Origin of the sequence: Roseibaca sp. Y0-43, from assembly GCF_020667835.1 — a bacterium.
Lineage (GTDB): Bacteria > Pseudomonadota > Alphaproteobacteria > Rhodobacterales > Rhodobacteraceae > Roseinatronobacter.
This window is the reverse complement of the sequence record NZ_JAFMPR010000001.1, coordinates 273,222-293,721: the sequence shown is the minus strand read 5'-3', so window position 1 is coordinate 293,721 and position 20,500 is coordinate 273,222. Positions and strand designations below refer to the sequence as shown.

The following is a 20,500-nucleotide window of genomic DNA, read 5'->3' as shown; positions in this document are numbered from 1 at the left end:
CTGCACACAAACTGACGTATTTCGGCGGGGCGCGTCAACGGAAAAATTACGGTTCCGTGAAGCTATTTTCGCTTGACGCCCATGGCCCCGTGCAGGGTGTTGGAAAGACTCAGGATTTTCCATGCCTTGCCCTGCACCCTGCCTGTTGCGTTGCTGCACAAACGCCCGTGGTGGTGGTGCGAAGGCCACATTCGCACAATATCTGGGCGTGGCGGACTTGCGTGCTACTCTCTTCATCAGAACCCAAGTCAGGTGCAGGGGGCCATGGCCGACACACCGCTCATCACCCGGCCCGAGGGCTTGTATTGCCCGGCGGGGGATTTCTACATCGACCCGCTGCGCCCCGTCGCGCGGGCGCTTGTCACGCATGGCCATGCCGATCATGCGCGCGCGGGCCATGGCGCGGTGCTGGCCACGGCGCAGACGCTCGACATCATGGCGCTGCGCTATGGCGAGGGGTTTTGCCAAACAAGGCAGGTCGCCGAGGGGCGGATGCGAATCGGAGATTCGACTGTCAGCTTTCACCCGGCGGGGCATGTGCTTGGCTCTGCCCAGATCAAGGTGAAAAGTGCAGGGCCAAGCGTGGTGGTGACGGGCGACTATGCCCGCACGCCGAACCCTGCCTGCGCGCCTTGGGAAGCTGTGCCCTGCGACATCTTCGTGACAGAGGCGACCTTTGCCCTGCCGGTCTTTCGCCACCCCGACCCGGCGTTGGAAATCGGCAAATTGCTGGCATCTGTCGCGGCCTTCCCCGATCGCGCGCATTTGGTGGGCGCTTATGCGCTGGGCAAGGCACAACGCGTTATCATGCTGTTGCGCCAAGCAGGCTATGACGCGCCGATCTATATTCACGGCGCGTTGCAAAAGCTCTGCGACTATCACTTGTCACAAGGGGTGCCCTTGGGCGAGTTGCGCCCGGCCACGGTGGCGCGCGGCAATAAGGGCGATTTCGCGGGCACGATCATCATCGCGCCGCCATCGGCCTTTGCCGCGACATGGGCACAACGCTTCCCCGACCCGGTTATCTGTTTCGCCAGCGGCTGGATGATGGTGCGCGCGCGGGCGCGGCAGCGGGGGGTGGAACTGCCGCTGGTCATATCGGACCATGTCGATTGGCCGGAACTGACCGCGACCATCACCGAGTTGAACCCGGCAGAGACATGGGTCACGCATGGCCGCGAGGATGCGATCTTGCGCTGGTGCGCCATGCAGGGGCGGGCCGCAAAGCCCTTGCGGCTGGTCGGATACGAGGATGAACCGGAATGATCGGCGCGTTTGCGGACTTGCTCGAGCGGTTGGCCTTCACCCCCCAGCGCTTGCGCAAGCTGGACCATTTGCGCCAGTTCTTCGCCGCCCAACCCGATCCCGAGCGCGGGCTGGCGCTGGCGGCGCTGACGGACGATCTGGGGCTCAGGGCGGTCACGCCGTCTATGCTGCGCGGGCTGGCGAGTGACCGGCTGGACCCGGAACTTTTCGCGATCAGCTACGATTTCGTGGGCGATCTGGCCGAAACCATCGCGCTGGCCTGGCCCGATGCGGTGCCGGGGCCAGAGGTGGCCTTGTCTGAGCTGGTGGCGGAACTGCGCGAGACGCCGAAAACCCGGCTGCCACAGGCGATCGCGGCACGGCTGGATGCGCTTGGCCCGTCGCAACGCTATGCCTATCTGAAGCTGGCCACGGGCGGCCTGCGGGTGGGCGTGTCGGCCCGCTTGGCGCGGCAGGCGGTGGCCGATTTCGGCGGGCTGGCGCTGGCAGAGGTCGAGGAGCTCTGGCACGGGCTGAAACCGCCCTATGCCGACCTCTTTGCTTGGGCCGAAGGGGGCGCGAAACCCGTCTCTGCCGCGCGCGCGCCGTTCCGACCGGTGATGCTGTCCACGCCCACCGATGCAACGGCCCTCGCCGATCTGGACCCCGCGCAGTTCATCGCCGAATGGAAATGGGACGGCATTCGCGTGCAAGCCGTTTCGGACCATGGCACGAGGCGGCTGTATTCCCGCACGGGCGACGATATTTCTGGCGCATTCCCCGACCTGTTGGCCGCGCTTGATTTCGACGGGGTGATCGACGGCGAATTGCTGGTGCGCCGGGGCGATCACGTCGCGCCTTTCAACGATCTGCAAACCCGGCTTGGCCGCAAAGCCCCCAGCGCCAAGCTGCAAGCCAGCCACCCGGCGGCGCTGCGCGCCTATGACTTGCTTCTGTGGCAGGGGCAGGATTTGCGCAGCCAGCCATTTGACACCCGCCGCGCGGCCTTGGAGCAGGCTGTGGCGGTTCTGGACCCGGTGCGGGTGGACATCTCTGCGCTGCTAGCTTTCACGACATGGGACGATCTGGCCCGCCTGCGCGCCGACCCGCCCGAGGCGGTGATCGAGGGGGTGATGATAAAGCACCGCGACAGCCCCTATTTGGGCGGGCGCATCAAGGGGCATTGGTTCAAGTGGAAGCGCGACCCTATGCTGGTCGATGCCGTGCTGCTTTACGCCCAACGCGGGCATGGCAAACGCTCTGGCTATTACAGCGATTTCACCTTCGGCGTCTGGGACGGCGATGCGCTGGTGCCGGTGGGCAAGGCCTATTTCGGCTTTACCGATGCCGAATTGAAAGAGCTGGCCCGGTTCGTGCGCGGCAACACGATCGAGCGGTTCGGACCGGTGCGTGCGGTGGCACCCAATATGGTGGTAGAGGTGGCTTTTGAGGGGTTGAACCTGTCACCGCGCCACAAGTCGGGCGTCGCGATGCGGTTCCCGCGCATCTCGCGCATCAGGTTCGACAAGCCAGCGTCCGAGGCCGACACGCTTGCGAGTTTGCGCGCGTTCCTGCCTGAGTGATTCAGCGGAGCGCGCGTTCCGCGCGCACGGCAATTTTTGTTATTGGGGGGCGTTGCCCCCCGAGCGCTGCCGCGCTCGCCCCCCAGGATATTTATGCAAGGATGAACCACGCGGCAGTGGCACCATGCGCGTGCGTTTGCCAGTGAGAATGGCGCAGCCATCGGGGATAAGGGTGGCCAGCGCCGGATGACCGGCATCGAGCCCGCCGGTATACGCGCCGTAGGCCGGCAGGATCAGATGTTGCGCGCCGACCAGGAAGGCAGGCAGGCGGCGGCCCGCCAGCGTGAGTTTGGGGTGGTAGTGGCCCGATATGTCGGGGCCGGGCGGGGCCGCGATATGGCGCAGGGTCAGGCCATGCAGCGTGATCTCTGCCACGGCTTGCGATTTCGGGTCATGGTTGCCGCTGATCCAGAGCGTTTCCTGCCGCGCCGCGATCTGGTCCAGAAGGGTTTGCGCGGCAGGCGGCAGCGCGGTTTGCGCGGCGTCATCGTCGAAACTGTCACCCAGCGCGATCAGGCAGCGCGCCCCGGTGGCGCGCAGGTCGTCAGTCAAGCGGGTGAGTGTTGCCTGAACCTCGTAAGGTGGCAGCAGGGGGCCGCCGCGCCGGGCCGTGCGTTCGGATTTGCCTAGATGCAGGTCGGCCACGAGAAGCGCGTCTTGCGCAGGCCAATGCAGCGCGCCCGAGGGTAGCGCGGTGAAAGCATGGCCGTGGAAGGTGAACGCGGTCATGCGCCGGTTTTGGCGCGATCGTCATCCATCTGCAAGCCCGCCTCTGCCATCATGCGGGCGGCTTCCTCGTCGAGCAGGCGCTCGGAGCCTGCCCCGCGTATGGGAATGCGGCCCGCTTCCAGCATGAGGGGGGCTGCAAAAGGTGTGACATGCGGCGGCAGGGAATGCACGATATGGGGCCGCGCGCGCAGCATTTCCTCTATCCGGCCGAAATCGGCCAGCCCGCGCAGGGATTCCTGCCTGGTGATGCGCAAGAGCAGGTGGTCGGGGTCGAATTTGCGCAGCGTGTCATAGAGGATATCGCTGGAAAACGTGGCTTGTTTGCCGGATTTGCGTTGTCCCGGCAGGTTACGTTGCAGCAGGCCGGAGATGGTCGCGACCGCGCGGAAGGTGCGTTTCATCACGGCATTCTCGGCAAGCCACGTTTCCATCCCGTCACGCAGGCCGTCTGGGTCCAGAAGCGGCGCGGGGTCGCGCACCGGCTCGAGCGACCAGATGAGGAGCGCGTAATCGGTGGCGACAAAGCCCAAGGGGGCGAGGCCCGCCTGTTCCATGCGGTGTGTCAGCAACAGCCCCAGTGTCTGGTTGGCATTGCGCCCGGCGAATGAATAGAGCGCGAAATACCACCGCCCGCCGCGCAGGAAGGTCTCGCAGGTCATGGTGCCGGGGGTGGGCAGAGTTGCGACCTCTGCCTGAAGGGCCAGCCATTCGGCGGTATGCGCGGGCAGAGTGTCCCAAGCGGCGCGGTCGCCGATCAGGTCCAGCACACGGGCCGAAAGTTCGGTCGAGGTGGCCATTTTCAACCCGTTGAACACGGCGATCTTTGGCTCTCGGGTGGGCTGGGGTGTAACCTCGACCACCATGTCGCGCAGGCGGTCATAGCGCACGGTTTGCCCGCCGATCAGGAAGGTGTCGCCGGGCGACAGGCTGGCGGCGAAGCTTTCCTCGATCTCTCCCAACGGCGCGCCGCCGCGCGGGCCACGGCGGACCGACAGAAGTTCGGGCGCGACGATGGTGCCGATATTCATGCGGATGTCGCGCGCCGCGCGCGGGTCACGGAGCTGCCATTGGCCACCCCGTTCCATCAGCCGTTGCCAGCGGTCATAGGCGCGCAGCGCGTAGCCGCCGGTTGCGACGAAATCCAGACAATCGTCGAATTGCGCGCGGCTCAGGCCCGCATAGGGGCCCGCGCGGCGGATTTCATGGAACAGCGTTTCGGCCTTGAACGGTCCGGCGCAAGCCAGCGTCAGGATGTGTTGGCACAGCACATCCAAGCCGCCGACCGGGGGTAGGCCATCGCCGTCAAGCTCTCCTGCCTGCACCGCTTGCAGCGCGGCCACGCATTCCAGCACCTCAAAGCGGTTCGCGGGCACGATGCGGGCGCGTGACGGCGCGTCGAACCGATGGTTCGCGCGGCCGATGCGCTGGACCAGCCGCTTGATGTTCTTGGGCGCGCCGATCTGGATGACCAGATCGACATCGCCCCAGTCCAGCCCCAGATCAAGCGATCCGGTCGCCACCACGGCGCGCAGCGCGCCTTGTGCCATCGCGGCCTCGACCTTGTGGCGGGCGTCGCGCGACAGGCTGCCATGGTGCAGGCCAATGGGCAGGTTCTCGTCATTCACGGCCCAGAGCGCCTGAAAAAACACCTCTGCCTGCGCACGGGTGTTGATGAAAACCAGCGTCAGGCGGGCATCGCGGATCGCGGCCAGCACATCGCGCGCGGCATAGGCACCACCTGCGCCCGACCATGGGGGCGTGGCGGTGGTGGGCAGCATGGCAATATCGGGGGGCGGGCCGGGATCGGCCAGAACCACCTCTGCCCCGCCCATGAATTGCGCCAGCGCCGCCGGGTTTTCGACCGTGGCCGACAGGCCCGCCATGCGCAGCCCCGGCGCAAGGGTCATAAGCCGCGACAGCCCCAACGCCAGTTGGTCGCCGCGTTTGGATTCGGCCAGTGCGTGGATCTCGTCGATCACCACGCGCTTTAGCCCTGCAAAGATTCGCGGCGCTTCGGGGTAGGATAGCATCAGCGCAAGGCTTTCGGGTGTGGTCAGCAGCACATGCGGCGGGTCTACGCGTTGGCGGGCGCGGCGGGCGGCTGCGGTATCGCCCGTGCGGTCCTCTATGCGTAGCTTTAGCCCCAGCTCGGCCACGGGCCGCGACAGATTGCGCGCAATGTCATGCGTCAGCGCCTTCAGCGGCGAGACGTAGAGCGTGTGCATCCCGTCGCCCATCGTGCCGGTGCAGGCATCGGCCAAGGTGGGCAGGAAGCCCGCCAATGTCTTGCCGCCGCCGGTGGGTGCGATCAGCAGCGCATGGCCGGGGGCGCGCAGCATCTCCAGCTGGTGGCGGTGGGGCTGCCAGCCTTGCGCGTGAAACCAATCGGTCAGGACGGTGGGAAGTGTCTGCGTCATATCCTGCCGCGAGATAGGGCACGTGCCGGGCAGGGGAAGCGCGGGGCGCAATGTATAAACTTTATAGTATACATGTGTAATTTGCCCTGTTAGGCTTTGCCCACATCACTAGGGAGGATGGACAATGACAAAGACCAAACTGACACCTTTTGCCAGCCTTTTGGGCGCTGTTGCCGGCTTGGCCCTTGCCGTGCCCGCAGTCGCGCAGGATTTTCCAAGCCGGGCGATCGAATACATCATTCCGTTCAATCCGGGCGGCGAATCCGACATCACCGCGCGGATGCAGGAACCCATGATGGAAGAAGCGCTGGGCGTGTCCGTCAATGTGCGCCACCAGCCGGGTGGTGGCGGCGCGGTCGCTTGGGCCGAATTCCAAGGCAATGCCGAACCCGACGGGCATGAGATTATCGGCATCAACCTGCCGCATATCGTCGGCCAGCCCATCCAGCGCACGGACGCGGGCTATACGACCGAAGGGTTCGATATCATCACGTGGTTCCACTTCACCCCGCATGTGCTGGTAGTGCGTGCCGACAGCCCCTTCCAGTCGCTTGACGACCTTGTCAACTTCGCCAAGGAAAACCCGCAATCGCTGACCGTGGGCGGGTCTGGCACCTTCTCTGGCAACCACCTGGAAACGCTGCGGATGGAGCAGCTGACCGAAGCGGATGTGACCTATATTCCCTTTACCGGCACCGGGCCGTTGCCCGCCGCCATTCTGGGTGGTCATGTGGGCGCGGTGATCTCGAACTCTACGCTCGGCGTGCAGATGGGCGACGATGTGCGCGTGCTGGCCGTGGCATCCGAGGAACGTCTGGACGTGCTGCCGGACACGCCCACCTTCCGCGAGCTGGGCTATGATATTGTCGGCGGCACCTATCGCGGTGTGGCAGCGCCCAAGGGCACCCCGCCCGAGCGGATCGAGATGCTGGCCAACCTGTTCACCGAAATGAACACCACCATGGCAGAGCGGCAGGTGCCGATGGGCTTCCAGATGACCGATATTCGCGGTCAGGCCGCCATCGACCTGCTGGCGCGCCTGCGCGACCAGTATGGTGATTTCCTGACGCAATAATCGCCTTGTCCCCGGTGGGTTCAGCCCGCCGGGGGTCTGTCGGAACTTCAACCCGTAGGGAACGATCATGGATGTCCTGATCGCGGCGGCCTTGGCCGTGTTGCAACCGCATATGCTGCTGATCGTGCTGCTGGGGGTCACGGCGGGGCTGTTTGTCGGCGCGCTGCCGGGGCTGACGGCCACGATGGCGCTGGCGCTCATGCTGCCCTTCACCTTCACCATGGACGCGCTCGAAGGGCTGGTTGCCCTTGGCGCCGTCTACATGGGCACCATCTATGGCGGGGCATTCACCGCGATCTTGATAAACACGCCCGGCACGCCGTCCTCGATTGCCACGACCTTCGACGGCCATCCGATGGCCAAGCAGGGCCGCGCGCTGGAGGCGATCAGCATCGCAACGATTGCCTCGGTCATTGGCGGTGTTGTGGGCGTTCTGTTCTTGCTGGTGGCCGCGCCGCCGCTGGCGCAACTGGCGCTGAAATTCGGCCCGTCAGAGATGTTCTGGGTCGCCATCCTTGGCCTGACGCTGATCGGGTCTTTGGGGACAGGATCGGTGCTGAAAGGGCTATTGGGCGGCGCAATCGGGTTGCTGATCGGCACGATCGGCATTTCGCCCATCGGCGGCGAATCGCGCTTCACTTTCGGCTGGCCACCATTGCAGGCCGGGATCTCGCTGATTGTCGCGCTGATCGGGCTGTTCGTGATCCCCGAACTTCTTAACATGATGCGCCAAGGCCGCGCCGCGCTGGATGCCGACACCGGGCTGGGCAATAGCGGCTTTCGTTTTGGCGCGGCAATGACCACCGTGCTGAGCAAGCCCGTGAATCTGATCCGGTCCTGCCTGATCGGCCAGATCATCGCGATCATTCCGGGCGCGGGCGGGTCCATCACCTCGCTCGTGGCCTATAACGAGGCCAAGCGCGGGTCCGACGACCCCGACAGTTTCGGCAAGGGCAACCCGGAAGGGCTGGTCGCGTCCGAATCCAGCAATAACGTGATGGTCGCGGGGTCTATGGTGCCGCTGCTGACGCTGGGCATTCCCGGTGCGCCGCCCGATGCGGTCATCCTTGGCGTGATGCTGCTGCACGGTCTGCGGCCCGGTCTGGACCTGTTTGCCGAAACGGGGGTTCTGGCCAATGGCTTCATCATATCGATGGGCCTTGCCGCGCTGATGCTGATCCCGGTGGGCTTGCTGGGCGGGCGGCTGATCTACCAGGTCATCAAGCGCACGCCGCATTACTTTTTGGTGCCGACCATTCTGGTCATCACCATGCTTGGCACCTACGCGCTGCGCAACAACCTTGTCGATGTGGCGCTGATGCTGGGTCTTGGCATGGTGGGGTTTGTCATTCGCGGGCTGGGGCTGGATGCCGCGCCCATCGTGCTGGGCCTGATCCTGGGCACGATTGCCGAACAAGGCTATGTGCAGACCATTCTGGGCGGCATGGCGATGGATATTCCGCAATTGCGGCTATTGGAAAACACGCTCAGCCAGATCCTGATCGTGCTGACCGTGGCGGTCATCGGCTGGACAGCATGGCCCAAACGCACACGGAAACGGGAGTAGACCATGCGCATCCGGCTGAACACCGAATTGCTGAGCGGCCTCTTCGGCCTTGCGCTCGCGGCACTGTTCTTCCTGAACCGGGGGCAGGTCGGCTTTCTGAGCGCGGTCTTTCCCAATACCGTGCTGGTCATCCTGACAGTGATCTCGGTGGCCCTTGTCGCGCGCGGGCTGCTGGCCGGAGAGCCTTCGACCCTTAATTTGGAAGGGGGCGGGTCGGTGTTGATCGGCATCGGGGTGATGGTGCTGTGGTGGGTGGGTATCCGCTACGTGGGGTTCGTCACCACCTCTGTGCCCTTGTTCGCCGCGCTGGCGCTGGCCATGAAACGCCGCGCAGGCCCGCTTGCGTCGAAGGACTACCTGATCGCGGTCGCGGTGGCGCTGGTCGTGGTCGGCGGCTTTTTCTGGGTGTTTTCCGAAGTGCTAGGTATCCGGCCCTTCCGCGCGCCCTGGCTGTAACAAGACCCGAAGGAACCCCGATGGCCCGCGTTGTCATTTCCGAATTCATGGACGAACCGGCGGTCGACTGGCTGGCCGCGCGCCACGAGGTGACATACGACCCCTCGCTGGTCGATGACCCGGCCCGCCTGCGCAGCGCCTGCGCCGATGCGGGTGCCTTGATCGTGCGCAACCGCACGCAGGTGGATGCCGCGCTGATGGAGGCCGCCCCCGGCCTGCGCGCCATTGGCCGCTTGGGCGTGGGCTTGGACAATATCGACACCGAAACCGCCAAGGCGCGCGGGGTGGCGGTTTTTCCGGCCACGGGCGGCAATGTCACTTCTGTCGCGGAATACGTCATTACGGCTGTCATGGTGCTGCGCCGGGGCGCGTGGCTGGGCAGCGCCGATGTGCTGTCGGGCGCATGGCCGCGCCAGCGCATGATGGGGCTCGAGGTCGAGGGCGCGACCCTTGGCCTTGTGGGCTTTGGCGCGATTGCACAGGCCACCGCGATGCGCGCGCGGGCCTTGGGCATGACGATTGCCACCTATGACCCCTACCTGCCTGCTGACGCGCCCGCTTGGGACGGGGTCGCACGGTTCGACGATCTGGATGCGCTGGTCGCCCATGCCGACGCGCTCAGCCTGCATGTGCCGCTGACCGACGCCACGCGCGGGTTGTTCGGGGCTGACCGCTTGGCGCGGATGAAACCGGGGGCGGTGCTAATAAATACCGCGCGCGGGCATATCGTGGACGAAGCGGCCTTGGCCCAAGCGCTGCAATCGGGCCATCTGGCCGGTGCCGCGGTGGATGTTTTCGCGGCAGAGCCGTTGGGCGCAGGCAGCGCGCTTGCGACAGCGCCGAACCTGATCGCGACCCCGCATATCGCCGGTGTGACGGTCGAATCGAACACCCGCATCAGCTGGATCACCGCGCGAAATGTCGATGGGGCGCTGACCGGGTAGCCGGTTGCACAGCCGATGTGCGCGCGTCCCCAATTGCGTAAGGGTGCGGGTGGCGTCATGTGTTGGTGGCAACCAGACCAGAGGCCAGCCATGGACATGATGACCAAACCCTGCATCGGGCATACCCACCTGAAAGTCGCCGATCTAGACCGCGCCATCGCCTTTTGGCGCGACGTGATGGGCATGGACCTTGTGCAGCGCTACGGCGATCAGGCCGCGTTTCTGTCTTGGGGCGGCTATCACCACCATATCGGGCTGAATACATGGCATAGCAAAGGCGGCACGCCGCCCGCGCCCCATCATACCGGGCTTTACCATGTCGCGCTTCTCTACCCCACGCGGCAGGCTCTGGCCGTGGCCACCAAGCGCGCGCTGGATGCGGGCGTGCAATTGCAGGGTTATGCCGATCACGGCGTGTCGCTTGCGGTCTATTTCGAAGACCCGGACGGCAACGGGATAGAGATCTACTGGGACAAGCCGGAACAGGACTGGCCGCGCGGGGCCGATGGCAGCCTGAAAATGGGCAATGCCGCGTTTGATCTGCGCGCGCTTCTGGCAGAGGCGGGCTAGCCGCTAGCCCTTCGGCGGGATCGAATAGGTCAGCGAGGCGCGCGCCACGGGGCGCGCGTCGCCCTCGCTGAAGATCAGCGCATCCGCCACAGCCAGCGCGCGGCCAAGCTTCAGAAGCCGCGTCTCGCACAGCAGGTCTACCCCGGCTGCGGGCTTGCGCATGAAATCCATGCTCGCATTGGTGGTCACGGTCAGCGCCTTGGGACCGATCTGGCTGAGGATGGTCAGATAGACCGCGACATCGGCCAGCGCGAACATGGCCGGGCCGGACACGGTGCCTCCGGGGCGCAGCAATTCGGGGCTGCTTGTCATGCGCAGGGTCAGCGTATCCGTGCCGACTGCTTCGACCGTGAACATGTCTTTGACCTGCGGGAAATCGCTGTCCAGAAAGGCGGCCAGCGCGGCCTTGTCCATTTTCATCGCAACTCCTTTGCCATGGGTCCGCCTTGTGCTACCCGAAAGGGCAGTTTCACGCCAAAGGGGGGCAGGATGGAAGACGAAATCCTGAAGGTTGACGTAACGGACGGGATCGCGCGGCTGGTCATGAACCGCCCCGCCAAGCTGAATGCGCTTTCCGACGCGATGCTTGCCGCCCTGACCGAGCGTCTGACTGCCCTTGGCGCTGACCCGGATGTGCGGGTCATCATCCTCGCAGGGGCTGGCAAGGCGTTTTGTGCGGGTCACGATCTGGCCGAAATGCAGGCGGGCCGGTCCGCGCCCGATGGCGGGGCTGCTTATTTCAACGACCTGTTCGCGCGCTGCGGGGCGCTGATGCAGCTTATCCCGACCCTGCCGCAGCCCGTGATCGCCGAGGTGCACGGCATCGCCACCGCCGCAGGCTGCCAGCTGGTCGCCACCTGTGACCTGGCGGTTGCGGCAGAGGGCACGCGCTTCGGCGTGAATGGCGTGAATATCGGGCTGTTTTGTTCCACGCCCATGGTCGCGCTGACCCGCAATATCGGGCGCAAGGCGGCGTTCGAATTGCTGACCACGGGCCAATTCATCGACGCCGCGCGCGCCACCGAATTGGGGTTGATAAATCGCGCCGTGCCGCATGACGCGCTGCAAGCAGAGACACGCCAACTGGCCCAGACCATCGCCGCGAAACTGTCGGCAGCGGTGCGCATCGGCAAGCGCGCTTTCTATGACCAGGCGCAGATGACCCTTGCCGATGCCTATGCCCATACCGGCCGCGTGATGGCCGAGAACATGCTCTTGCGCGACACCGATGAGGGCATCAATGCCTTCCTTGAAAAACGCGCGCCAGACTGGGCGTAAGGGCACGACGCGGCGTCACTGGTTGGGGATGCGTCGATTTTACACTATGTCTGACGCCGTCATGCGGCTAAAACACAGCTGATTATGTGAGGGAGAGATACGCCTATGAAGGTTCTTGTGCCTGTCAAGCGCGTGATTGACTACAACGTGAAAGTCCGCGTGAAGGCGGATGGCAGCGGTGTCGATCTGGCGAATGTGAAGATGTCGATGAACCCGTTCGACGAGATTGCCGTCGAAGAGGCGATTCGCCTGAAGGAAAAAGGCGTCGTGACCGAAGTGGTCGCCGTGTCCATCGGGGTGAAGCAGGCGCAGGAAACGCTGCGCACCGCGCTGGCCATGGGGGCGGACCGCGCGATCCTGATTGTTGCAGCGGATGATGTGCATACCGACATCGAACCGCTGGCCGTGGCGAAGCTTCTGAAAGCCGTCATCGACGAAGAGCAGCCGGGCATGGTTCTGTGCGGCAAGCAGGCGATTGACAATGACATGAACGCAACCGGCCAGATGCTGGGCGCGCTGACCGGCTGGGCGCAGGCGACTTTCGCGTCCGAGGTCAATGTCGATGGCGACACCGCCACCGTCACCCGCGAGGTGGATGGCGGCTTGCAGACCATCAAGGTCAAGCTGCCCGCGATCGTCAGCGTCGATCTGCGCCTGAACGAGCCGCGCTATGCGTCGCTGCCGAATATTATGAAGGCCAAGAAAAAGCCGCTCGATGAAAAGACCGCCGCCGATTACGGCGTCGATGTCAGCCCGCGCCTGAGCGTGATCAAGACGTCTGAACCGGCCGCGCGTGCCGCCGGTGTCAAGGTCGGCTCTGTCGATGAGCTGATGGCGAAACTCAAGGATGAAGCGGGGGTTATCTGATGGCTGTTCTACTTCTTGCCGAAATCACTGATGGCGCGTTGAACATGGACGCCACGTCCAAGGCCGCGACCGCCGCCAAGAAACTGGGCGATGTGACAGTGCTTTGCGCCGGTGCCAAAGCCGCCGATGCCGCCGCGCAAGCCGCGAGTATCGACGGCGTGTCCAAGGTTCTGTGCGCCGAGGATGTAAGCCTTGGCCACCGTCTGGCCGAACCCACGGCGGCGCTGATCGTCTCGCTTGCGGGCGGCTACAGCCATATCGTCGCGCCCTCGACCACCGACGCCAAGAACATCCTGCCGCGCGTTGCCGCGTTGTTGGATGTGATGGTGCTGTCGGATGTGACCGGCATTGTCGATGCCGACACGTTCGAGCGCCCGATCTACGCGGGCAATGCCATCCAGACCGTCAAGTCGTCGGACGCGACCAAGGTGATGACCATCCGCACCTCGACCTTCGACGCGGCGGGGCAGGGCGGTTCCGCCCCGGTGGAAACCATCGGTGCCGCTGAAAACCCCGGCCTGTCGGAATGGGTCGAGGACAAGGTCGCCGAATCCGACCGTCCCGAACTGACCAGCGCCAAGGTGGTTGTGTCCGGCGGGCGCGGCGTCGGCTCTGAAGATGATTTCAAGATCATCGAAGGGCTGGCCGACAAGTTGGGTGCGGCAGTGGGCGCATCGCGCGCGGCAGTCGATTCGGGCTATGCGCCGAACGATTGGCAGGTGGGCCAGACCGGCAAGGTCGTCGCCCCGGACCTGTATATCGCGGTTGGTATCTCCGGTGCGATCCAGCACTTGGCGGGGATGAAGGACTCGAAGGTCATCGTCGCCATCAACAAGGACGAGGAAGCCCCGATCTTCCAGGTCGCCGATTACGGGCTGGTGGGCGATCTGTTCACCATCGTGCCGGAACTGACCGAGAAGCTGTAAGAGCTTCACATGGAACATCAAAGGGCGCCCGTCACAGGGCGCCCTTTTTCATTTCTTCATCCCAAGACGCGGGACAAGGGCGTAGCCCACTGATACCGCGTGCCCTACATCCGCGTGTTCAGATCCTTCAGCAACCGCCCATGCTGGCGCACCTCTGCCAGCACATCGCCGAAGGTGTTCAATCCCTTGGCCTGCAACATGGGCAGTAGTTTCAGGAACGCATCCGCCGTCGCCACCGTGTCGCCAATGGCGGTATGGCGCGCCTCTTCAGGGATCGTGATGCCCAGACGCGCGGTCAGCGCATCCAGCGAGTGCTGGTCCAACTGGCCATAGACAACCGCCGACAGAAGCACTGTATCCAGAACCGGGTGGTCGAATTGCACGCCGATCTCTGCCTCGTGCCGGCGCAGGAATTCCATGTCGAAAGGCGCGTTATGCGCGATCAGCACCGCCCCGCGCGCGAAATCGTGGAAGCGTTTGCCTGCCTCTGCAATCGTTGGGGCACCGATGACCATTTCATCGGTAATGCCATGCACATCGGTCGAGCTTTGCGGGATGGGCCGTTTCGGGTCGACCAGCGTGTCGAACACCTCGCGCCGCACGCGGCGGCCATTGACCACGCGCACGGCGGCGATCTGCACGATCTCGTCGACCGAGGGCGTCAGCCCCGTGGTTTCCGTGTCAAAAACCACATAGGTCAGGTCTTCCAGCCGGCTTTCCAGCACACCCGCGTTGCGCTCTTTCGAAAGCAGGTCGAAATCATAGACCACGTCCCGCTCTATGGGCGCGGGGCGCCGGGTGGCGCGGCGCGCTTGCGGGATGGGCAGGCGCACGCAGGCATGGCCGTTACGGCGCGTTTCTGTCCAGGCTTCGGTCATGTGCGCCGACAGGACAGAGCGCGCGGTCACATCGGGCAGGTCGGGGTCGATGCTGTCGGTCAGCCAGCCGTCGAATTCGCCCACGGGCAGGGGCGGGCCTTGCCAGATAAGGTCAAGGATCGCGCCGGGGCCGTCCTCTTCGCTCAGCACAAGGCGGAAGGTCTTGGCGCGCTTGGTTTCCGCCAGCTTGCCGCCCAGCCAGCGGAAGAACATGGCCAGTTCGAACCCGTCGCAGGTGAGCACCAGTTCCGGGCCTTCGGTTTCCAGAAACAGCCCGTCGGCGGTGAACTGTGCCTCTATCCCGTCCAGCAGATCGCGCGAGCGGGTGCGGGTCTGCGGCAGCCATTCGCCGCGCGTGGCGTCATGGCGCGCGCCCAGTTCGGTGATCGCACTTGCCAGCGCGTGTACCTCGGCCTGCATGGCCTGCGTCAGGTCGGTTTCGCGTGCCATATCGGGGCTTTCGGCCAGCACGCCGATGACCGTTTGCAGGTTCGCGGCAGGGCGACGGACGCGGTCGAACACTTCTTGCAGCAACGATTCGCGCGCGGCATGGGCGGCCAGATCGGCGGTCACGTCGCGCAGGGTCAGCACGAAACCGGGGCGGCGGGTATTGTCGGTGCGGCGCAACACGCGCATTCGGCCCGACAATAGCCGCCCGCTCGCGGTGGTCGCGCACATCAGGTCCGACACGGCATCTGGGTCGCCCAACTGGTGCAGACGGTCATAAGCGTGGCGCACCGGCCCTTCGCGCAGGTAATCCAGCAAGTTGCGGTCGAGGCCCGGCGCATTGCCCGCTTCCAGAATGGTCACGGCCTGCCCGTTGTAAAACGCCAGCTGGAAATCGGCGTTGCACAGCAGAACCGCGACGGGCACATCCGCGAGCAGCTTTTCCAGCCGCGATTTTTCAGCCGAGAGGCGCGCGGTTTCGCGCGCGACCGATTCCGCCAGCGCCGAACGGGTCTGTTCCAGCGACGCCGTGATCGCCTGCGCGGCTGGGGCCAGATCGCCAAGGTAGCGGGCCTGTTCCGCTTCTCGCGAAAGCGAGCCGCCCACATCGGCATGGGCGCGGCTGCGGATGGCGTTCGACAGCCCGTCAATGGCGCGGGCGACATTCGCGTCAAACAGGTACCAGATGCCCGTGACCAGAAACAGGATCAGGAAGCCCGCGATCAGGCCCGCTTGCAGCATGGGCGCTTCCAGCCCCGGCTGCGGACTGCGCGACAGGGTCAGCCAGACCCCGGCGGCGATCGCCAAACCCGCGCCCACCGCGATCAGCGCAAAAAACAGAAGGACACGCAGGCGTAGCGACAGACGGTCAAGCATTGCGCGCGCCCTCGGGCGCGGGGTTGCGCTCTGCCGCGAGCATCCGGCGCACTTCCGTGCGCAGCTCTTTCAGCTCGAACGGTTTCGAGATGAAGCCATCCGCGCCCATGGCCAGCCCCTTGCGCCGCTCCATCGCAGAGCCGCGCGCGGTCATCATCAGGATGCGCACGCTGTCGCAATCGTGGTTCGCGCGCACGCTTTGGCAAATCTCGTAGCCCGACACTTCGGGCAGCATGACATCCAGCAGCACCAGATCCGGCTTGCGCGTGCAGATCATGTCGACCGCGCCCGCGCCGGTGGCAAGGCGGGTTTGGGCATAGCCCTCGCGGGTCAGCAGGTAGTCAAGGGCAATGGCGATATTGTCCTCGTCCTCGATGACCAGAATCTCAGCCTTGCGCGCTTGGTCCTCCATTGTCCTCTCCTCCTCCACAAGCGGTCGTCAGGAACGGGTCATCGGGCGCAAGCTGGAACCAGTCCACATTCTGCAAGATGCCCTCTTCATCCAGCGTCGTGCCTTCGGACAGGTCCGCGCGGCGCCCTGCCGCACAATCGAAGATGGATTTGAACCCGAAGGTCAGCGCCCATCTTTCTTTCAGGATCACCCCGGTCAAAACCAGATCGGGATTGTTTTCGTTGGTTTGGCGAATACGGTTATCGACGGCGATGATGCGTGTTGTCAGCGGCACCACATAGGTCCATGGCCGATACCAGACGCGGTGCTCGTTGCGACTGACGACGGTCACATCTTCTGGAAGGCCCGCCTCGAAGCGGCCGGCCCAACTGTATTCCAGGTAGATGACCATCAACACCATGCCCAAGGCCGCGCCAAAGGGGGCGGTCCAGTCGGGCAGGCGGCGCAGGGTCAGGCGATGCGCGATCAGCGCAAGGCCGAAGCCTGTCACACCGGCAACGACAACTGCGATAAATTCGATCAGCATGATTTGCGCCCTTTCAGCCCAAGGTGCCTGCAATCTGCCCCACGGCGGATTGCATGGTGCGCACGACGACGAAGGCGTCACGCAGGTGGCTGCGCTCGAAATCGGACAGGTCCGACGGCGCAAGGAAATTGTCGGGTTTGCGGCCCATGCGCACCAGCGTCGCTTGGTTTTCCAGCCGCAGGTTGGCGATCAGGTCATAGGCTTCGATCAGGTCGCGCGCGCCCGAGACAGAGATGATCCCCGCCTCTTCCGCCGCCAGCAGCCGCGCGCGGGTATTGGCCGCCGGAATGCGGCCGCGCAGCGCATAGACGCGCGCCAGATCGGTGATCGGCACCACGCCGCCATGTTTCATGTCGACATGGTTCTTGTGCTCGCCCGAGCGGATGGTGGCAAAGCCGCGCAGCAGCCCCAAGGGCGGCGCGTGCTTGATGGAATTCGACACCATATGCGCCACGAAGATCGAGTTCTTGCTGGCCGCTTCAAGCGTTTCGGCCTGCAAATCGCGGAACAGGCTGACTTGCCCGCCAATGGGGCGCAGGTCGAACATCACAGAGGCCAGCATCTGCGCTTCTGTCGAAGGGGTGTTGATCCAGCCGGAGAAATAGCGCCGCCAGACCGAGACAGGCTGACACCAGCGCGGGTTCGTGGCCATCATGTCGCCGGGGCAATAGAAATAGCCCGCCGCATCCAGCCCATCGCTGACGAAACGGGCCAGCCGGGTGAAATAGCCCATGTCATCGGGCGTCGCGCTGTCGTCGATAATCAGGCAATTGTCCTGATCGCTGACGCCGGTTTGTTCTTGCCGCCCTTGGCTGCCGCAGGCCGCCCACAGATAGGGCACGGGCGCGGGGCCGAATTCGTCCTCTGCCATGCGCAACAAACGCCGGGTGACAGTGTCGGCAATGTCGGTAATCAGACGCGTGACCACGTCATGCGCGTTATGCGCGCCGACAAGCTGCATCAACAATTGCGGAATGCGGGCTGTCACCTCGGCTAACTCATCAATGGTCGCGGCATTCGCGGCGTCGCGCACAAGCTGGGCAGAACTGATGGCCTGGAACCGCGTCAGGTCGGTTTGTGTAATCATGCCGACCAGTTTGCCGCCGCGTGTGACGGGCACGTGGCCGATGCGGTGTTCCAGCATCATGTGCAAAATGTCAGACCCCAGCGCGCTGGGGTCCAGCGACAGCGGATCACGGGTCATAAACTCTGCCAGCGGCGTGTCGGGGCTACGCCCCTCGGCCAGCACCTTGCCAGATAGGTCGCGCGTGGTGACAATGCCGACCAGCGTTTCGCCCTCGACCACGGGCACACAGGAAATGCGGTGCTCGCGCAGGGTGCGGGCGGCCTCTTGTGCGGTGGTGCTGGGCGTCGCGCTGAGCGGATTGCGCACCATCAGATCGGCCACTTTCAGCGTGGCCAGATCATTCTGGCGGCCCAGCTTGTTCTGGCCTTGGCCCCGGCTGAAAAACCGCTCGAAGGCCGGGAAATTGGCGATCAGGTGGCGCAACTCGCCCCCCGGCAATTGCAGCAGGACAGCGTCGGATGTGGTGGTCGCGGTCGTTGCCGCGCGCCCGTCGCGCAGCAGCCCACGCTCGCCGAAAGAGTTGCGCGGGTTCAGGATGGACACCAGCGCGCCATGGGTGTCCGTCACCTCGACCGTGCCGGATTTCACCAGCCAGACGCCGCCGATAGGCTCGCCTTCGGTATAAATTACGGTGCCTGCGGCAAATTCGTTGCGGCAGAAGGAATTGGCGACGCGCGTCAATTCGTCAAGCGGCAGCGTGTCATACGGGTGCACCGATTGCAGGAATTCCAGAACCTTGGGGCTGACATCGGGCATGACATGTTTCCGGGGTAGGGTGGCCAGGCTGGCCGGGGTGGCCTGCCCCCCTAATAACAGGGGGGCAGGCCTTGTGTCTTTGCGTCAGATCAGTGATCGACAGCCGCGCCAGCGCCTTTCGGCACGCGGATCGATTCCACCAGTTCCTGGATTTCTGCCGGAGCATCGCCCGTCATCTTGTAGACGACGTAAGCCGCAGCAAAGTTCAGAACCGCACCCACTGCGCCGAAGCTCAGCGGCGAGATGCCGAGGATCCAGTTATCCGGGGTGTTTGCCAGCATGTTGGTGCCGGGGATGAAGAACCAACCCAGATAGGTGAAGATGTAGAGCACGGTCGAACCCAGACCCACGATCATACCGGTGATTGCACCAGCCGAGTTCATCTTCTTCGAGAAGATGCCCATCATGATCGCCGGGAACAGCGAGCTTGCGGCCAGACCGAAGGCCAGTGCCACCACCTGCGCGGCAAACCCCGGAGGGTTCAGGCCCAGATAGGTTGCCAAGGCAATCGCGAAGCCCATCGAGATACGCGCGGCCAACAGCTCGCCCTTTTCCGAGATGTTGGGGTTGATCATCGACTTGATCAGGTCGTGGCTAACTGCCGACGAGATCGCCAGAAGCAGACCTGCCGCCGTCGACAATGCCGCTGCCAGACCACCAGCCGCGATCAGACCGATCACCCAGCCCGGAAGCTGTGCGATTTCCGGGTTTGCAAGCACGAGGATGTCACGGTTGAAGGTGACCATTTCGTTGCCGGCCCAGCCCAGTTCCTCTGCAATCGCAGGCGGGTTTGCGTCGTTGTAGTACTGGATGAAACCGTCGCCGTTCTTGTCTTCGAACGCCAGCAGGCCGGTGTTTTCCCAGTTCAGCATCCAGTCGGGCTTGTCCGCATAGGCCAGCGGCGTTTCGGTCAGGCCGTTCGGGAAGATGGTGGTGATGATGTTCAGGCGTGCCATTGCACCCACTGCCGGAGCAACGGTGTAAAGCAGCGCGATGAAGACCAGCGCCCAACCTGCCGATTTACGCGCATCCGACACTTTCGGAACGGTAAAGAAGCGGATGATGACGTGGGGCAGACCGGCGGTGCCGACCATCAGCGACAGGGTGAACAGCACCATGTTGAAGGTCGAGCCGTGGTTGCCGGTGTAGTCGTTGAAGCCCAGATCCACCAGAATTTCGTTCAGGGTGGTCAGCAGCGGCTGGCCAGACCCGGTATGGGTGCTGAACAGGCCAAGCTGGGGCAGCGGGTTGCCGGTCAGTTGCAGCGAGATGAAGACCGCCGGAATGGTATAGGCGATAATCAGCACGACGTATTGTGCAAGCTGCGTGTAGGTGATGCCCTTCATCCCGCCCAGAACGGCGTAGACGAACACAACAGCCGATGCGATGAACAGACCGGTGGTGTTCGACACTTCCAGGAAGCGCGAGAAGGCCACGCCTGCACCGGTCATCTGCCCGATCACATAGGTGATCGAGATCACCAGTAGCGAGATAACGGCCACAAGGCGCGCGGTCTGGCTGTAGAAGCGGTCGCCGATGAAATCCGGAACCGTGAAACGGCCGAATTTGCGCAGGTAGGGTGCCAGAAGCATTGCCAAAAGCACGTAGCCGCCGGTCCAGCCCATCAGGAAGGTCGAGTTGCCATAGCCCACGAAGGCGATCAGGCCCGCCATCGAGATGAAGGATGCCGCAGACATCCAGTCGGCCGCCGTGGCAGCACCGTTGACGATGGGGTTCACGCCGCGCGATGCGGCATAGAAGTCAGAGGTCGACCCGGCGCGTGCCCAGATCGCGATACCGACGTAGAGCGCGAAGGACGCCCCCACGAAGATAAGGTTGATTACAAACTGATCCATGATCT

General features: G+C 64.2%; 18 protein-coding genes. 10 read left to right on the top strand and 8 right to left on the bottom strand.

The features are described from left to right. Positions 1–264 precede the first annotated feature (264 nt). Positions 265–1,266 (top strand): ligase-associated DNA damage response exonuclease, encoded by a 1,002-nt coding sequence (locus tag J1C52_RS01410; RefSeq protein ID WP_227426130.1) that lies wholly within the window; start codon positions 265–267, stop codon positions 1,264–1,266. Beyond that, positions 1,266–2,828: a cisplatin damage response ATP-dependent DNA ligase gene (locus J1C52_RS01405; RefSeq protein WP_227426291.1), complete on the top strand. Its 1,563-nt coding sequence runs from the start codon at positions 1,266–1,268 to the stop codon at positions 2,826–2,828. The genes J1C52_RS01410 and J1C52_RS01405 overlap by 1 nt, the downstream gene beginning before the upstream one ends. A gap of 39 nt (positions 2,829–2,867) precedes the next feature. Here J1C52_RS01405 and pdeM read toward each other — a convergent pair whose 3' ends face one another. Then, on the bottom strand, positions 2,868–3,557 hold the full coding sequence (gene pdeM, locus J1C52_RS01400) for a ligase-associated DNA damage response endonuclease PdeM (RefSeq protein WP_227426129.1): 690 nt from the start codon (positions 3,555–3,557) through the stop codon (positions 2,868–2,870). Further along, positions 3,554–5,974, bottom strand: a complete 2,421-nt coding sequence (locus J1C52_RS01395; protein ID WP_227426128.1) for a ligase-associated DNA damage response DEXH box helicase — start codon at positions 5,972–5,974, stop codon at positions 3,554–3,556. Before J1C52_RS01395 ends, pdeM begins: the two co-directional genes overlap by 4 nt. 124 nt (positions 5,975–6,098) lie before the next feature. Here J1C52_RS01395 and J1C52_RS01390 point away from each other — a divergent pair, with 124 nt between their 5' ends. The 5 genes from J1C52_RS01390 to J1C52_RS01370 all read left to right on the top strand — a co-directional run bounded on the left by J1C52_RS01390 (position 6,099) and on the right by J1C52_RS01370 (position 10,586). Further along, positions 6,099–7,049 (top strand): Bug family tripartite tricarboxylate transporter substrate binding protein, encoded by a 951-nt coding sequence (locus J1C52_RS01390; protein WP_227426127.1) that lies wholly within the window; start codon positions 6,099–6,101, stop codon positions 7,047–7,049. A gap of 67 nt (positions 7,050–7,116) precedes the next feature. After that, a complete protein-coding gene (locus J1C52_RS01385) occupies positions 7,117–8,616 on the top strand; it encodes a tripartite tricarboxylate transporter permease (protein ID WP_227426126.1) in 1,500 nt (499 codons plus the stop codon). Between the two features lie 3 nt (positions 8,617–8,619). Next, complete coding sequence (locus J1C52_RS01380) at positions 8,620–9,072, top strand: tripartite tricarboxylate transporter TctB family protein (protein ID WP_227426125.1); 453 nt, start codon at positions 8,620–8,622, stop codon at positions 9,070–9,072. 20 nt (positions 9,073–9,092) lie between these two features. Next, positions 9,093–10,016, top strand: a complete 924-nt coding sequence (locus tag J1C52_RS01375; protein WP_227426124.1) for a hydroxyacid dehydrogenase — start codon at positions 9,093–9,095, stop codon at positions 10,014–10,016. Positions 10,017–10,106: 90 nt separating this feature from the next. Beyond that, a complete protein-coding gene (locus J1C52_RS01370) occupies positions 10,107–10,586 on the top strand; it encodes a VOC family protein (RefSeq protein WP_227426123.1) in 480 nt (159 codons plus the stop codon). Positions 10,587–10,589: 3 nt separating this feature from the next. Here J1C52_RS01370 and J1C52_RS01365 read toward each other — a convergent pair whose 3' ends face one another. Next, positions 10,590–11,006, bottom strand: coding sequence for a PaaI family thioesterase (locus tag J1C52_RS01365; RefSeq protein ID WP_227426122.1), 417 nt, complete (start codon positions 11,004–11,006; stop codon positions 10,590–10,592). A gap of 69 nt (positions 11,007–11,075) precedes the next feature. Here J1C52_RS01365 and J1C52_RS01360 point away from each other — a divergent pair, with 69 nt between their 5' ends. From J1C52_RS01360 to J1C52_RS01350, 3 genes are all read left to right on the top strand, one after another. Then, positions 11,076–11,864 carry an enoyl-CoA hydratase gene (locus J1C52_RS01360; protein ID WP_227426121.1) on the top strand — a complete coding sequence of 263 codons (789 nt, stop codon included), beginning with the start codon at positions 11,076–11,078 and terminating at the stop codon, positions 11,862–11,864. A gap of 105 nt (positions 11,865–11,969) precedes the next feature. Further along, a complete protein-coding gene (locus tag J1C52_RS01355) occupies positions 11,970–12,731 on the top strand; it encodes an electron transfer flavoprotein subunit beta/FixA family protein (RefSeq protein WP_227426120.1) in 762 nt (253 codons plus the stop codon). After that, positions 12,731–13,657 carry an FAD-binding protein gene (locus J1C52_RS01350; protein ID WP_227426119.1) on the top strand — a complete coding sequence of 309 codons (927 nt, stop codon included), beginning with the start codon at positions 12,731–12,733 and terminating at the stop codon, positions 13,655–13,657. The genes J1C52_RS01355 and J1C52_RS01350 overlap by 1 nt, the downstream gene beginning before the upstream one ends. A gap of 104 nt (positions 13,658–13,761) precedes the next feature. On the opposite strand, the gene J1C52_RS01345 is transcribed toward J1C52_RS01350, so the two are convergent. From J1C52_RS01345 to J1C52_RS01325, 5 genes are all read right to left on the bottom strand, one after another. Further along, positions 13,762–15,858, bottom strand: a complete 2,097-nt coding sequence (locus tag J1C52_RS01345; protein WP_227426118.1) for a 3'-5' exonuclease — start codon at positions 15,856–15,858, stop codon at positions 13,762–13,764. Further along, entirely contained in the window at positions 15,851–16,270 is a 420-nt protein-coding gene (locus J1C52_RS01340; protein ID WP_227426117.1) for a response regulator transcription factor, read from the bottom strand. Before J1C52_RS01340 ends, J1C52_RS01345 begins: the two co-directional genes overlap by 8 nt. Continuing rightward, positions 16,245–16,796, bottom strand: coding sequence for a hypothetical protein (locus J1C52_RS01335; protein ID WP_227426116.1), 552 nt, complete (start codon positions 16,794–16,796; stop codon positions 16,245–16,247). The genes J1C52_RS01340 and J1C52_RS01335 overlap by 26 nt, the downstream gene beginning before the upstream one ends. A gap of 13 nt (positions 16,797–16,809) precedes the next feature. After that, complete coding sequence (locus tag J1C52_RS01330; RefSeq protein WP_227426115.1) at positions 16,810–18,639, bottom strand: DUF294 nucleotidyltransferase-like domain-containing protein; 1,830 nt, start codon at positions 18,637–18,639, stop codon at positions 16,810–16,812. Positions 18,640–18,728: 89 nt separating this feature from the next. Continuing rightward, positions 18,729–20,495 carry a sodium:solute symporter family protein gene (locus J1C52_RS01325; protein ID WP_227426114.1) on the bottom strand — a complete coding sequence of 589 codons (1,767 nt, stop codon included), beginning with the start codon at positions 20,493–20,495 and terminating at the stop codon, positions 18,729–18,731. Positions 20,496–20,500 lie beyond the last annotated feature (5 nt).